This is a genomic window from Pedobacter jeongneungensis, assembly GCF_039538295.1.
Taxonomy (GTDB): Bacteria; Bacteroidota; Bacteroidia; order Sphingobacteriales; family Sphingobacteriaceae; genus Pedobacter; species Pedobacter jeongneungensis.
The window spans coordinates 108,519-123,767 of sequence record NZ_BAABBY010000006.1 but is presented as its reverse complement, the minus strand read 5'-3'; the positions used below and the strand labels follow the sequence as shown (position 1 = coordinate 123,767).

10 protein-coding genes are annotated in these 15,249 nt (G+C 39.3%); 2 read left to right on the top strand and 8 right to left on the bottom strand.

The genetic code is table 11. The features are described from left to right. Window positions 1–115: 115 nt before the first annotated feature. The 8 genes from ABD769_RS12810 to ABD769_RS12775 all read right to left on the bottom strand — a co-directional run bounded on the left by ABD769_RS12810 (window position 116) and on the right by ABD769_RS12775 (window position 12,799). Window positions 116–1,015, bottom strand: a complete 900-nt coding sequence (locus ABD769_RS12810; RefSeq protein ID WP_344851811.1) for a glycerophosphodiester phosphodiesterase family protein — start codon at window positions 1,013–1,015, stop codon at window positions 116–118. Window positions 1,016–1,161: 146 nt separating this feature from the next. Continuing rightward, window positions 1,162–2,571: a calcineurin-like phosphoesterase C-terminal domain-containing protein gene (locus tag ABD769_RS12805; protein WP_344851810.1), complete on the bottom strand. Its 1,410-nt coding sequence runs from the start codon at window positions 2,569–2,571 to the stop codon at window positions 1,162–1,164. 100 nt (window positions 2,572–2,671) lie between these two features. Beyond that, window positions 2,672–4,210: a DUF5689 domain-containing protein gene (locus ABD769_RS12800; protein ID WP_344851809.1), complete on the bottom strand. Its 1,539-nt coding sequence runs from the start codon at window positions 4,208–4,210 to the stop codon at window positions 2,672–2,674. A gap of 9 nt (window positions 4,211–4,219) precedes the next feature. After that, entirely contained in the window at window positions 4,220–5,800 is a 1,581-nt protein-coding gene (locus tag ABD769_RS12795) for a SusD/RagB family nutrient-binding outer membrane lipoprotein (RefSeq protein WP_344851808.1), read from the bottom strand. Between the two features lie 7 nt (window positions 5,801–5,807). After that, window positions 5,808–9,287, bottom strand: a complete 3,480-nt coding sequence (locus ABD769_RS12790) for a SusC/RagA family TonB-linked outer membrane protein (protein WP_344851807.1) — start codon at window positions 9,285–9,287, stop codon at window positions 5,808–5,810. 147 nt (window positions 9,288–9,434) lie between these two features. Further along, window positions 9,435–10,436, bottom strand: a complete 1,002-nt coding sequence (locus ABD769_RS12785) for a FecR family protein (protein ID WP_344851806.1) — start codon at window positions 10,434–10,436, stop codon at window positions 9,435–9,437. Window positions 10,437–10,933: 497 nt separating this feature from the next. Next, on the bottom strand, window positions 10,934–11,500 hold the full coding sequence (locus ABD769_RS12780) for an RNA polymerase sigma factor (protein WP_344851805.1): 567 nt from the start codon (window positions 11,498–11,500) through the stop codon (window positions 10,934–10,936). Between the two features lie 60 nt (window positions 11,501–11,560). Then, window positions 11,561–12,799, bottom strand: a complete 1,239-nt coding sequence (locus ABD769_RS12775; RefSeq protein WP_344851804.1) for a sterol desaturase family protein — start codon at window positions 12,797–12,799, stop codon at window positions 11,561–11,563. Window positions 12,800–12,960: 161 nt separating this feature from the next. Here ABD769_RS12775 and ABD769_RS12770 point away from each other — a divergent pair, with 161 nt between their 5' ends. Beyond that, a complete protein-coding gene (locus ABD769_RS12770; protein ID WP_344851803.1) occupies window positions 12,961–13,719 on the top strand; it encodes an ROK family protein in 759 nt (252 codons plus the stop codon). Between the two features lie 86 nt (window positions 13,720–13,805). Beyond that, the gene (gndA, locus tag ABD769_RS12765; RefSeq protein ID WP_344851802.1) at window positions 13,806–15,221 is read left to right on the top strand and encodes an NADP-dependent phosphogluconate dehydrogenase; all 1,416 of its coding nucleotides are present in this window, start codon (window positions 13,806–13,808) and stop codon (window positions 15,219–15,221) included. The last annotated feature ends 28 nt before the right edge of the window (window positions 15,222–15,249 follow it).

Genomic DNA, 15,249 nt, shown 5'->3' with positions numbered 1-15,249 from the left:
TTCCCGCCTGCGCGGGAATGACGATTATTCTAATACAATTTATCACTAAATAAAAAAAGCGAACCATGAGGTTCGCTTTTTTTATTTTATATCATTCTGAGCATAAGTCTTTTTCTTATTTCGCCTGCACTAAAACATCAGGATAATCAGAAATAATTCCATCAACATTTAATGCTTTTAATTTTTGAATATCAGCTAAAGTATTTGCTGTCCATGGGATGATTTTTACCCCATCTGCATGTGCCTTTTTAACGAACTCTTCATTTACCATTTGCCAAACCGGACTTAAAATGAAAGGTTTATAACCCAAATCTGCAATATTTTCTTCGTAAGTTTTTTTATTGGCTACCAGAAAAGAAGTTTTCAGTTTTGGATACTTTTCGTGAATAATCTGAATGGTACGCTTGTCGAAAGATTGAATCACGACAAAATCAGTGATCTTTTTCTTGATAATGACCTCAACCAAAAGTTTAACAAATTCTTCCGGTTTAGGATTGGTGATCCCATCACCGCTTTCGCTGCATTTAGTTTCGATGTTGTAGAAAAACGGTTTGCGTTTATTGGTTTTAATATCATGCTGTACGGCATCGATGAGATCAGCGAGTAAAGGCAAATGCGTTTTTTCTTTCTTTTGTTGCGGAAAAAGATCATAATATTTGGTTCCCAAATCGAACTGTTTAATTTCATCGTAGTTCATGCCAAAAATCGGATACTTTTTAGCATCTGAAGCCGGAATATCTTTTCCGTCAGGTGTAAGCATAAAAGCAGGACTCAGGTAATCATCGTGAGTGACAATAACTTTACCATCTTTTGAGATATGTATATCCATTTCCAAAGTGGTAATGCCATCGATTTTCATGGCATTTAACATTGCCTGGATGGTATTTTCGGGCATTAAACCACGTCCGCCACGGTGCGCCTCGGCACTAAATGCGGGGAATTTAACTTCCTGAGCATTCGATTTTACCACAAATGCAGATAAAAAAATAAAGATTGCTGTTTTTTTAAGTTTCATATCTAAAAAAGAGATTTTATAGTGGCGTTTAATGTTGCCATTCAACGCTATTAATTTAGCCCAAGATAGAGATATCAAGCGTTTCCATTTAACGCGGTTAATTAAATCTATATTAAATTTCTAACCCCAGTCATCTGACAAAATTGTTAGGCTTCTATTTCTGCTTCAAATTTTTCACCAAAGCGATCGGTAGCTACAACTTTTACTTTTTTAACTTCCGGCCCGAAATGTGCCAGAAATAAATGATCGGTAGAAATCGGCTCAACAAATGGTCTCTGATTTGGCAGTTTATCGCCTTTATATAATTTAACTGATAAAGGATCAAATCCATCCTGCTGCGCTAAGGTACCCATTGCTTTACCATCTAAAAAGTACTCAACTTTCCATTCGGGATCGTAATTCCAAACATTGACAATCAATCTTTTTTGATTGGTCAGGGTATCAACATAAATGCTTAATTGTTTTTTACGGTCTTCGCCGGTTGATTTATAATACCATTTTAAATCGGTTCCGTTTACTTCATAAACACCATATCCACGGGGTGTTCCGTCGCCACAGATTGGGCCTGTCCACCAGCCACCGCAAACCGTACCATGATTATGCTCGTAAATGCCATTTTTAATTACATTTTTATTGAAATGCGTATGACCTGACATGATATGCACATTTTTAAAATCCTTTAACACGGCATAAAAATCTTCATTGTTTTTTACTGAATTGTGCACCGGGATATGCAGGCAAATAATTAACAAAGCATCTTTTGGTACCAATTGTAAATCTTTGGCCAGCCATTCTAATTGTGTGGGTGTTATGTATCCATCATAGGTTCTTTCTACGCCTAAATAGCGAACATCATCTAAAACCACATAATGTGCTTTGCCCCTGTTAAAAGAATAGTATGTTGGGCCATAATGTGCCTGAAAGGTACGGTCCGACGTATCATCGCCACCTTGCCTGTAATCCTGATCGTGATTTCCTAAAGCCTGAAAAAAGGGAATTCCGATGTTGGCAATAGCTTCGTCGTAAGCCGGAAAAAGGTCGAAGTTATCCCAAACCAGATCGCCTACACCAATACCATGTACCAATGTTTTTCCCATGCTTTTTACCACTTCACGGGTATCGGGCACAGAAGTTTCCATCATTTGCTGCACATCTTTTTTGGTTTTTACCTGTGGATCGGCCCATATGATGAAATTATGCTTGTTATCGTTTTGTTTTAAGGGTTTAAGATCAAAGTTTAATTTACCAGCGGTATCTGGTTTATAATAATGACGGGCAATGCTGCTCTCAGTTTTAAATTCGTAGCCTGATGGTGTACTGATCCATACGAAACGGGCAAGTTCATGCAGTTTTAGTTGATAATTTCCCGTTTTATCGGTTTGGACTACGCTGTAGCCATCAGAGATGACAGCACCAGCCACAGCTTTTCCCTTACTGGTTACGGTGCCACTTACCAGACCATCAACAGAAAAAAGTGAGGAAGGAAAGGATTTTAGGCTAACGAATAAGGTGGTGGTTAATAAAGTTGATTTTTGTATAAATGATCTTCTGTTCATGGTTTTTATTAATACCCGTTTATAGGGTTTAAATTCTATTATAACAAGAAGACCAGTTTCTACTGATCTTCTTGTTTGAATTGATATTCTTAATGTTTTGTTATTTATCGATCAAGGTTGTAACACCTCCGGTTTCTATATCGTTGAGTACCGAGGTATTGCTTAATACAACACTGGTCATGGTTCTCACCGATTCCCATCCGCCTTTGGTTGCTTTGTAAACACCGCCTAACTTTGCAAAACTTACAGCTGTTGGAAAACCCGCGAAACGTTTAGAAATATCATTGGTTCCTTTTCCATAATATTCTTGCGGAACTTTTCCGGCATAGGTAGCAAATTTGTCTGTAATGGTAACCCTTAGTCCGTACTCGGGTGGCCCGGCGGTATAAAAACTTCCACCAGCCCCACCATAAAAAATAACATCTAATGGTATTGTGCTTGGCGTAACATTTGTTCCTTCAAAGATGGCGATACCTGCAACATTGCCACTGTTGGCCAACAGGTTACCCGTTACATCACCTACACCGTTTGCACCTGGCACTTTAGTGTAATCTACAGGTGATATCCATTTTGAGGCTGCAATAACTGTTGATGCAGAACCATTAATCCGCTGTCCGGCACCACCAACATAGAAAAACTCTCCTTTTTTCACTGATCCCGAGGTAAGATTAAATTTATAGGTCCTCAGTGCACCAGTGTTCCAGCCTAGTGTAGGAAAAGCAGTTGCACCAGCATTATTGTTGGTATAAACCGAAAATGGTGTGGCAGCAAAATCAATATCCTTAGTGGCCAAAAACTGGATATATTCGTAATTTCCGTCTGTGCTGTTCGGATCAACCAAAAATCCGGAGATGATGGCAGGCGAAAGTTTAGGCATCGGAACGTAGAAAAAATCGTCTGCTGTCCGCATCCTATATTCAATCTTTTTGGAGTTTCCGCTACCGGTAACGTACACTATGCCTGTAAAATTACCCGATGGTTGTATCGCCGTATTGGTAAAAGTAGCATTGGCACTGGTACGTAAGGTTGCCACGCCAAAACCATCGTTCAATATCTTATCGCCAGAATATACCGTACCGCTTGTAGGTTCCGGATCGTACGCCGCATTGTTGATTGCTACCAATGTACTTTCGTAGCGATCAGGGTTAGCCAAAATGGTATTCGTATTTGCGGCCTGCAACTTAATGGTTCTTCCTGAGGCTACTTTGGTTATGGCCGAACTTGTTAAACCGGTGATTTGTAAAATGCCATCAACCCTTTTTAACACGCCTCCATCCAATTTGATGTGCAACGAATCGCCGGGTACAAAATTTGAAGCGGCTGTGCCGATATTGAATGAAATTCCCCTTAGCGAATCTGCTGTACCATTGATACGGCTATTCTGCAAAGCAATCAGTCCCGCTACCGAATTGCCCGACCTAAAATCTGAAACCACTACGCCCCTGATGCTGGTAGCACCACCTATAGCCTCTGGATTGAGCGGGAGATCTGCATTTTTATAGTACCTTCTTAAATCGAAGTTGGAAATGAAACCACTTTCCGAAAATTTATAGCGATAGTCATCATCCCTTTTACAGCTGGCATAAATTGCTACAACAGCTGTTAACAAAAGAAAATATTTTATTGTATTTTTCATCATTAATCGTATTTAAGGTTTTTGCCACCACATTAGTGTATTCACATCATCTGGTCCCTGTGCGGCCAGCACATTTTTATAGTTTGTTGGATTTGTTGATTGGGCAAGTATTGGATAATATAAACGCACCGGCATTTTGCCTCCATTTAATAAACTAAATCCTTTTGGAAGCAGCGGGTGACCAGTTCTTCTGTACTCAAACCACTGCTGAAAATCGACCAAAAACAAGGCATAATATTTCTGAAGATGGATTTGCTCAAGTTTGCTGTTTGCGCCAACTACTTTACTATCCAAAGGCAATGCATTGTTCCATGCAAAATCGCCTTTAAAAGCGTAATCTCTTACAGCGGCATCATTACCATTTGCATATAAGCTTGGTATCCAATAGTTAATACCATCTGCTATCCCTTTATAATAATAGTTCTCGCCAGTTCCATTAATCCAGCCTTTGGCAGCTGCTTCGGCCAAGATGAAATCAACTTCGGCCACATCCATGATCACCCCTGTTGAAGCATCAGTTTGCAAACTTGCCGGATTACCCGATTGTGCGTCGGAATAAAAATAAGCCTGTTTTATCGGTGCTCCACTTCCGATCGGATAAGCACTCTGTACACCAACATATCCCGCCGGACCAGCTGCAATACCCCATCTGTTTATCCCATTTTTTCCATAGGCTGGGATTATCCTCGGATCGTTCCAGCTGGTAAGATTATTGATAAAAAAGTCGACAATGGCTGAGGCCCTGAAATCAGCTGGCCTAACATTTACCATAAATGGTGAAGAATATACTGCCGTACTGCTGTTTGTACCGTTCCAAAGAATTTTAGCGGTATGGGTATTATCCATCATAATAGGATACTTGGCAGGATTGGTATCAACAATCTCTTTAATTTTGGCTATTACCTGAGCGCTTACCTCGGCCTTGCCCGAAATTCGTAATAACAACCTCAAATACAATGAATTACAAAATCTACGCCATTTATCGGTATCGCCATTATAAACCGGATCGCTATTGGCTACAATCTTCTTTCCGGCAGCAAGAAGCGTATTGGCTTCTTCCAGCTTGCTCAGCAGCGACATGTAAATATCTTTTTGTTTATCGAAAGCGGGTTCAAGCACACCAAATTTACCCTGGTTTGCCTGTGTATAAGGCACATCGCCATAAGTATCAGTAAGTAATTGCATGGTCCATGCTTCTGCAATCTTTGAAATCGCCTGATAAGAAGTATTAACCGAATCTGGTCCGCTGGCAATGGTATTGATATCCTTGATATTGGTAAGTTCCGAATACCACGAATTCCACATGGCATCAGATAACTGCCGTCTGATATCGTATCTGTAAATCCTGCCTTCCAGCACTTCATCAAGCGTAGAAACGGTAACTTGCATCAACTCGTTATTAATGCTCCTGTTACGAATCAGGTTGGCACCCAAAACATTTGTTAAAGTAGGTGCCAGTAATTTATCAGCTGCTACTTTGGGTACACCTATCGGATCGGTATTAATTTTATCGAAATCTTTCTTGCAGGAGAAAAATGAGGTCCCCATTACCAGTAAGAAAGTATAACCTGTAATATTTTTAATCTTTTTCATTTTCTTATTAGTTTATACCCACTACTAAACGTGCACCAAAAGTTCTGGTTGATGGCAGCTGCCCTACTTCAAAACCTGTTACAATATCGCTACCGGATAATGTACCAAACTCAGGATCGAAGGCTGGCCATGGCGACCAGGTATACAGGTTACGTCCATACACCCCAATAGTTATCCTGCTCAGGCCTAAACTAGACACTAACCGCTTTGAAAAGGTGTAATTGATATTTGCCTCTCTAAATTTTAAGTAATCTGTTCTGAAGGTACTTCCTTCAGCATTGGTAGAACCATACATGGCTTCATAAAATGCACCAACATCAGTTGCAACCGTTGTATTAGGGCTATAAGTAACGCCATCAGGATTTAACATCACTCCTTCTCCAATCAAACCACCATATCTGCCTGGCAGGGTTAATTTTAATTTACCAAGGCCTGCCATTCTGGCAAATGTTAATGAGTGGGCAACAGCTCCTAATTGCGCATCAAATAATACGTTGGTGCTAAATCCCTTATAAGTAAAACCTGTGCCAAAACTAAATCTAAATTTAGGCATGGTGTTGCCGAGGTATTTTAGTTGCGTTTGATCTGGAATGGCTTTACCGGTATTATCGAATATCACTTGTCCATCAGGCGAACGTTTCAACCCAAAACCGTACATATCGCCCAAACTACCCCCAACATTCGCTACTATCTGAGTACCTCCAAGCGGTCCGGTACGCAATATCACCGAACTATCGGCTAGTTCTTTAATGGTATTTCTGTTTGCAGAAAAAGTTCCGTTAATGGTCCATTTGAATGAGCGGGTTTGTAAAGGCGTTGCATTTACCGACATTTCTAAACCTTTGTTATCTACACGCCCGGCATTGAAAACCGCAATCGAATAACCAGTAGCCCTATCAATGGAACGGCTTAAAATCTGGTTTTTCGTATTTCCGGTGTACGCTGCAAAATCGAAATTCAATCTGTTTTTAAATAATTTCAACTCTGCACCTACCTCAACTGTGGTTGTAGATAACGGCTTTAAGTTGATGTTTGGAAGTATGGTAGGGTTGGTCATCGCACCACCCGGATAAATCCCGTTTGAAGCCAGTGTATAGTTATATGCCGTGCGGTATGGCGTTGTTCCGCCACTACCCACCTGAGCAATAGATCCACGGAGCTTGAAATAGCTGATTGCAGAAGGCATTTTCCAAAAATCTGAAGCAATAAAAGATAAACTTGCAGATGGATAGAAGAAGCCAACATTATCAGTACGGAGCGGTGAGGCTAAAGTACTGTTCCAATCCTGCCTTCCCGTTAAATCCAGGTAGAGGTAACTTTTTAGCGATAGCGACAGTGTACCGTACAAACTATTAATGTTATAGCGGGCAGTATCGGGTACAGAAATTAGCGGATTCTGATTGTTATCCAGGCTATAATATCCCGGAATAACCAATCCATCGGCACGTAACTCTGATTTATAGTAACGGTTTCTTAACTGGCTACCTCCTACCGATGCCGAAAGTTTTAAATCTCTTGATAAGTCTTTATTATACCTTAATAAGAAATCTGCATTGACTTCGTACGAATTTATATCCTGAACACGATAAGAGCCCTGAGCAAATTTTGCACCTGCTGCATCCCAAGGGCGACTTGTTTCGCGAATATCGTGGTTATAATCAATAGATGAACGTACCAACAAAGTTAAATCGTTGGTAAACTTATAGGTGGCCTGAATATTCCCAAGAATACCGTTTCTTCTTTGTCCATTCAGGTATTGTTCCGATATGGCATAAGGGCCTTCGGGGAAACTTGAAGTTAAGTCGATAAATTTACGTTGCTCCTGTCCGGCCACCCAATAGTTTTTAAACCAGTCCAGATTCATATTTGGATGTGCAAACATAAACCAATACATTAACGACTGATTGCCATAACCTGTTGCTGGTAAGTTATCGCTATGCCTGTTGTTATAACTTGCCTTAAAAACGATATTCAGCTTTTTGGTTACGTTACTATTTCCTGATAAAGAAACTGAAGTACGTTCTAAACTTGTATTAGGAACAATCCAGTCGTTATTGCCATGGCTGGCGGTAAAGCGCAATCCCACTTTTCCGGCATTTCCATCTAAACTAACGGAGTTTGTGGTTTCAACGCCGGTTTTGAAAAATGCATCAAGAGCATTTGGATATGCAACCCAGGGTGTACGTGTTGTTCCCCCCTTTTGGGTGGTTGGGTCATACTGAAAAAACATGCTGGTACCATCAAACCTTGGTCCGTAAGTAGAACTGGTTGCATGTGTATCTGCACCATCGGCATTTGTTCCGAAACTATAATAACTGGCACCGCCAACACCTGCACCATACTCTTGCTGAATATCCGGTCCCCTATTGATCTGCTCAAAAGCTGTATTGGAAGTATAGGTGATGTTGAATTTCCTCTTTTTGCTTCCGGCCGATTTAGTGGTTATTACAATGGCTCCGTTGGCACCACGCTGACCGTAAAGGGCTGATGCTGCCGGACCTTTCAATACCGTAACATTTTCAATATCATCAGAGTTTAAGTCGTTAAGTGCGCTTCCAAAATCTGTAGGTAAGATATCACCTGATGTACCGTAAACGCCACCACCGGTTCCGGCGGTACGTTTTGCGCTGCTACTGGCCACTACACCATCAATAACAATAAGGGCTTCATTATCTCCCGTTAAATTATTTTCTCCACGGAGGATAATTTTGTTCGATCCAGCGAGGCCACTGTTGCGAACCAAATTCAGACCGGCTACTTTTCCAGATAATGCATCTGTCCAGTTAGTGGCTACTGCATTAGTAAACGCAGAACTATCTAAAGAGGTAATGGCATAGCCCAGGGCACGCTCAGAACGTTTTATACCCAAAGCTGTAACCACCACATCGTTCAGCGAATTATCTGCCGGTACCAGTTTAAAGTTAACACTTGTAGTTGCACCAATGCTTACCTTAACTTGTTGTTTTCTGGCAACATCGTAAGAAATAAATCTTGCCTCAACCGTGTAAATGCCCTGGGCAACATTAAAACTATATTCGCCATTGTTATTGGTTTGCCCAACCGCGTTAAGTTCAACAATTTTAATGGTTGCAGCCGGAATAGGCTCGTTATTTTCATCAACAACCTTCCCAATGATTCTGCCGGTGCTGGTGTTTTTTGCTGTAATCAGAATGTTGCCGGCACCACCTGCTTTATAGGTAAAAGGCATTCCTTTTAGAAGCAGATCGAGTATTTCGAATACCGACCGGTTCCCGCGAGAAACATATACCCTTTTTTGATCGTCGAGCTGATTATTATTATAGGCAATATGATTACCGCTAAGCTTTTCTAAAGATTCAAAAGCTTTTTTTAAAGTCATGCCATCAGCTTCGAACAAAATTTTCTTGTCATTTTGGGCATGGATATATTGAGAGAAAGAGAGCATATTCAACATCATTATGGCGATAATCACCATAATTTTTGAGGGATACTGACAGACGTTTTCCATCCATCGGGTATTAATTTTCATATCTTTACTAAGTTTTACTTTGTCAAATGAGTTTAAACAGTTTTTAGGGCTTGAAATGTGTCCAGCATTTCGAGCCATTTTTCGGCTTTAGTAATTTTATATCATATCTATCTTTATAGTTTATCGTTAATAAATGATTACTTTATTTTCATAGATTTTGTATTTTGAGTCCGATAGCCTGGCAATTACATCCATAATCTGCTTCGCCGAACATTTATCAAATTTTGCGGTAAGCTTTACCTTTTTTAAAGCTTCGTTTTTTATTTCAATATCAAGATCATACTCACGCGCAATTACCTCAGCGATTTCGCTCAGGGGTTTATCGTAAAAAAAGATTTTGTATTCCCTCCAGCTATCAAAATCAATTGCGTGTACTTGTTTCTTGGCAAATTTTCCGTTGTTTTTGTTAATGGTAAGTTGTTCGTCAGGCAAAAGAAACTGCACAGGAGATGTGTTTCCCTGATTTTTAAACAGTACCCCTACTTTTCCCGTTTGAACGGTGATGGTAATGTTTTTTAATGATGGATAAGCATTGACGTTGAATGAAGTACCCAGAACAGTGGTACTTACTTTACCGGTGTACACTACAAAAGGCTGTTTGTTACGGTGCTGCACATCAAAAAAAGCTTCGCCATCTAAATAAACGATCCGTTGGGCGGAGGTATTAAAATTGAGTGCGTAACGAATCTTGGTATCACCATTGAGGTAGATATTAGACCCATCAGGCATGGTAACCAATCTTTTCTGTCCGCGTGGATTATAGATTTCATTATAAGCCACAACTTCGGTCTTTTTTGGATGAAGGGTATTGAAATAGAGAACCGGCAATAACGCAATGATCACAATAGCAGCTGCGATGGTAAAATACTTCCGGTAGTTGATTTTCTTTATTATAAGCGATTGATCAACGCTATTTTGGATGTGCTGTTGAATGGCCAGCCAGCTTTTTTGCTGATTAGCAGGTTTGTTTAGCGAATAATCTGCGGCCTCAAAGGCCTGTAAAGTCTCCCTGAAAATCTGCTGATTCCGCTGGCTGCTTCCAACCCACATCAGTAAATCAGTTAAATCTTCACTGCCGATGGTTTTCTTGCTGTAATTTTCTATTAATCTGTAGTAACGTTCGTCCATTTAGTAATGCTGTTCTGGATGTAAGACAGATTAAACGGCACCAGTACGTAGCGAAAAAGATCAAGTTATTGTTAACAAATTGTTAAGTGTAAAGAGTGACCAAAATAGATTAATAATGTAGAAGGATTGTTTCATTCAAGGAAAAACATAAATGCTTTTTTTGGAAATGAAGGGTCGGTATTTTATAGATCCTTTAACCTCGCTATCCTGATTGAAAAAACCGGAGATCCGCTCCTGTCATGTGTAGGTGCAACAGCCTGATACAAAATCAAATTAATCTGGTATTTCCGGTGCAAGTGGTTTTAGGTTTCAGAGCACCAGCCTTACTTAAATAAACCCGATTGCAGGGAAGAGCTTCCGATCCTTCATCGGAACTCGTACCAAAAAGCGGGACTGAAAGGGCCAAAAGCCAGAAACCACACATTTCCTATTAAACTGAATGTAAATCATGTTTAGAAAAATGACTTTCATTAAAAATTGGAAAACAAAGAAACAGATTAAATCTTCGATCGGTCGGCGGTCAGTGATCTAAAGTTTTTCACGGCCTGATATAGTAAAGTTTCTACTGTTCTTACCGAAATACCCAATAAATCGGCGATGATATTTTTTTCCAGCAAATCGATGCGACTCATTAAAAGCACTTCTCGCTGCCGGTCGGGCAATAAGTTAATCAAACCTATAATTTCAGAATAGGATTCTCTACTGGTAAGCTGTTCGTGTGGATTTAAATAAGTATCCGGATAATCGAGTGTATCCTCGCGATCGTTTATACTTAAAATATGAAGTTTTACGCGCTGAATTTCATTAAAGGCTAAATTTTTGGCGGCAGTAAACAGGTACTTTTTAATCGATTTAACCTGAAGCTCGTTTCTTCTGTCCCACAGCTTCATAAACAGATCAGCAATAAGCTCTTCGGCTTTATTATAATCCTTAATGTAAATGGAGGTAAATTTACACAAGGCAGGGTAATACCTGTTAAAAAGCGTTTCTAATGCAAGGTTGTCCTGATTTGCCAATAAAGACATTAAATCTTCATCACTTTTGCTTAAATATACATCCTTCATCTTGCCAGCAAAAGTAGTCTGCCAACGTTACGGTAACGTTAAGCAAACTTTGCCTTTAAGTTACGGATGTATTAATTGTGTTGGATTTATATTGAGTACATGTTTTTTATATAAAGCATTAAGCGAGAATGTTCTTTCGAGTACAATCAGCCCAACAACAGGAAATATCAGTAACTCGGTAATATTAAAAGTGTAGAAAAAATAACCGAATATCAGGATTAACCTGAAACACTCCAGGTAATAAATCCATTTGCGTTGCTCTAGCAGCGCTCCGATATTGATCAGTGTAACCAGAATAAAAATTGCTATAGCCACTTTATGTACCGGAGTTAAGTATCCGTAAAACATAGTAGTACTGGTTAGCATTGCCACCACTATCATCAGCTGCACATTTAAATAAATTTTAAATTTGGGTTTAGGTTTAGCCTCGTGCTGTATCTTATTTTGGTAATAACGTTCTTCTAAAACCGGCCTGATATTCTGGTCCATTAAAGCCGGACTGCCAAAAACAGCATCCCATTTTGCTTTAAATCCATTTGCACGCCGGTAAGCTTCCGCAATTTCGAGGTAATAATGAAAATGCTGCCATAAAAAGCTATAGCTTTTAATTGGATGCGTTAAGCCATATTTCGGGGCTTCCTCTTCTTTTTGGAAAGTACCAAACAATTTATCCCAGAAAACGAAAACATCTCCATAATTTTTGTCGAGGTATTTTTCATCCGATGCATGGTGAACCCCATGTAATGAAGGAGTTATAAATACATTTTCGAGCCAGCCCAGCTTGCCAATCAACTGTGTATGTGTAAAAAACGAATAAGCTCCATGCGCCAAAAGTATGGTAATAATCATATTGGGGTGAAAACCGATTAATGGTAAGGCACACCAGAAAACGTTGCGAAAAATAGCCTGAATGGTGGTAATACGGGCAGCTGCAGATAAATTAAATTCCTCGCTCTGGTGGTGTACGATGTGTGCCGCCCATAAAAAATTAATCTCGTGTCCTAACCTGTGGTACCAGTACCAAACCAGATCGGTAGCAAGGAGCAACAGTATCCATACATACCATTTGGTAGAAATATCAAAAATGGCATAGTTTACATACACCCATTTATATACCTGGTAAAAGCTGGCAGCTATAAATAAATTGAGCAACCTTTCGGCAATACCTACACTGAAATTTGCAACGGTACTTTCGTATTTAAATATCTTCGCTTTTTTCTGATGCTGTGCGATCTTAAACTCAATAAATACAAAAATAAAAAATGCTGGTATCGCAAATGCAAGGTAATTTACGCTCATAAACTGTGGTCTTTTTTATGTTAACGTCACAAACATAATTATATTCTATTAAATACATAGATTTTATAGATAATATTATTACACATAAATTACTTCCTTATTCATTTAATGTTTGTTGTTTTAATTTATTTGTAGAACTTCGAAATTATAAATACATCACTATGGCGATTAAGAAAAAAGCTGAAAACAACAATATATTATCGATCGATATTGGCGGTACCAGTATAAAAACAGTACTTTTAGATGAAGGCGGAAACATGCTTACTGAATATTTAAAAAGCAAAACCCCACCAGAAGCTACTCCAAAAGATATCGTTTCGGGCATTGTAGACTTAATTAAGCCTTTTCCTGATACTTATAACCGGGTGTCGATCGGATTTCCGGGTTATGTTAAAAATGGTATTGTTAAAACCGCCCCCAACCTGGCTAAAAATAAATGGGCTGGTGTAGATCTTGCCCAACGCGTAGCCAACGAATTAGGCAAACCCGTACGTTTGGTAAACGATGCCGATCAGCAAGGTTTAGGTGTGGTAGATGGCAAGGGTTTCGAAATTGTTTTTACAGTGGGTACAGGTTTCGGTACAGCATTGTTATTTGATGGAGAATTACTTCCGCATTTAGAACTGGCACATTTCCCGATCAATAAAGAAGAAGATTACGACGATTACATCGGCAATAAGGCCTTTGAAAAAATTGGTGGCGAACGCTGGAACAAAAGGTTGAAAAAAGTAATCGAAATCTATAAAACGGTTTTCAATTATGATACCTTATATATAGGTGGTGGAAATTCGAAACAGATCGATTTTAAGCTTGAAGACAACATTAAAATCGTAACCAACAGAGATGGTATTAAAGGCGGTGCAAAGCTGTGGAAGCTGGCCGATAAGTATAATATCTTTACGGTTGAACCCGAAAAATAATTGACCTTTATTACAATCTTTTAACAACAAAATCTGCATTATTAATTTGTAAACCCTAATTTTGGGTGCATTCTAAAAAATAAAAAATGGCAAATAACGATTCGAAAAAATATAAATTGGGAATGATCGGTTTGGGTACAATGGGCCGAAACTTATTATTGAATATGGCTGACAAGGGCTTTTCTGTAACCGGTTATGATAAAGACCAAAAAATGATCTCGAAACTTGAAGAAGAAGGCAAAGAACATCATTTAGAGGGCTTTAGCGAGATTGAAAGCTTTATTTCAAGTTTGCAGACACCCCGTACGTTAATTTTATTAGTACCAGCCGGACCAATTGTAGATAGTGTTATTGCAGAATTAAAACCACTTTTGAGCAAAGGTGATATTATTATTGATAGCGGTAACTCACATTTTACCGATACCAACCGCCGTGTGGATGAACTGGAAAAAGATGGTCTTCATTTCTTCGGAATGGGCATTTCTGGTGGTGAAGAAGGAGCACGTTTTGGTCCTAGCATGATGCCGGGTGGAGATAAACAAGCTTATAACGTAGTTAAAGATGTTTTTGATGCCGTGGCTGCAAAAGTTGGTACCGATCCATGCGTAACTTATATTGGTCCGGGTGCTTCTGGCCACTTTGTTAAAATGGTACACAATGGTATCGAATATGCCATTATGGAGCTGATTGCCGAAGTTTATGGCATTCTTAAAAATGGTTTAGGTTACTCAAACGAAGAAATTTATAAAGTATTTAAAAAATGGAACGAAGGCAGGTTGCAATCTTTCCTACTTGAAATTACTGCTGAAATTTTCTTATTTAAAGATACCGAAACACAAAATGATCTTTTAGATCAGATTAAAGACGAAGCTCGTTCAAAAGGTACCGGAAAATGGACATCAGAGGTTTCTATGGAACTTCAGCTGCCAATCCCAACCATTAACGAAGCTGTTTCAAACCGCGATTTATCTAAATTTAAAGCATTAAGGGTTTCTTTGGAAGAAGCTTTCGGTAAAAAAGATACCAAAATCGAAGTAACGGTTGAAGAACTGGAAGAAGCATTTTACTTCTCCATGATCAGCGCTTACGCACAGGGCATGCACTTATTGGTTCAGGCTTCCAAAGAATATAAATACGATTTACAATTACAGGAAATTGCTAAAATCTGGCGTGGTGGCTGTATCATCAGGGCTAAATTCTTAGAAGATATTTATCAGGCTTACGAAAAAAACAATGCTTTAGAGCACTTGTTTGGCGATGCCGGCATTCAAAATATCATTAAAGGTACTTTAGCAGGCACACGTAAAGCCATTGGCGCCTGTATCAGTTCTGGTCTAGGTATTCCCGCATTTGCTTCTACCCTAACCTATTTTGATACCATTACTACGGGCAGAATGCCTTCTAATTTAATCCAGGCACAAAGAGATTACTTTGGTGCGCATACTTTTGAGCGTATTGATAAAGAAGGCGTTTTCCATGCCGATTGGAATAAATTATCATAACCCATTTGATTCACGAACAAAAACATAA

What these genes read in the sequence shown, in the direction of transcription:
- ABD769_RS12810 (WP_344851811.1), bottom strand. Translation starts at nt 1,015, where the DNA reads ATGAAACTTAAAAAAACAGCAATCTTTATTTTTTTATCTGCATTTGTG.
- ABD769_RS12805 (WP_344851810.1), bottom strand. Translation starts at nt 2,571, where the DNA reads ATGAACAGAAGATCATTTATACAAAAATCAACTTTATTAACCACCACC.
- ABD769_RS12800 (WP_344851809.1), bottom strand. Translation starts at nt 4,210, where the DNA reads ATGATGAAAAATACAATAAAATATTTTCTTTTGTTAACAGCTGTTGTA.
- ABD769_RS12795 (WP_344851808.1), bottom strand. Translation starts at nt 5,800, where the DNA reads ATGAAAAAGATTAAAAATATTACAGGTTATACTTTCTTACTGGTAATG.
- ABD769_RS12790 (WP_344851807.1), bottom strand. Translation starts at nt 9,287, where the DNA reads ATGGAAAACGTCTGTCAGTATCCCTCAAAAATTATGGTGATTATCGCC.
- ABD769_RS12785 (WP_344851806.1), bottom strand. Translation starts at nt 10,436, where the DNA reads ATGGACGAACGTTACTACAGATTAATAGAAAATTACAGCAAGAAAACC.
- ABD769_RS12780 (WP_344851805.1), bottom strand. Translation starts at nt 11,500, where the DNA reads ATGAAGGATGTATATTTAAGCAAAAGTGATGAAGATTTAATGTCTTTA.
- ABD769_RS12775 (WP_344851804.1), bottom strand. Translation starts at nt 12,799, where the DNA reads ATGAGCGTAAATTACCTTGCATTTGCGATACCAGCATTTTTTATTTTT.
- ABD769_RS12770 (WP_344851803.1), top strand. Translation starts at nt 12,961, where the DNA reads ATGGCGATTAAGAAAAAAGCTGAAAACAACAATATATTATCGATCGAT.
- gndA (WP_344851802.1), top strand. Translation starts at nt 13,806, where the DNA reads ATGGCAAATAACGATTCGAAAAAATATAAATTGGGAATGATCGGTTTG.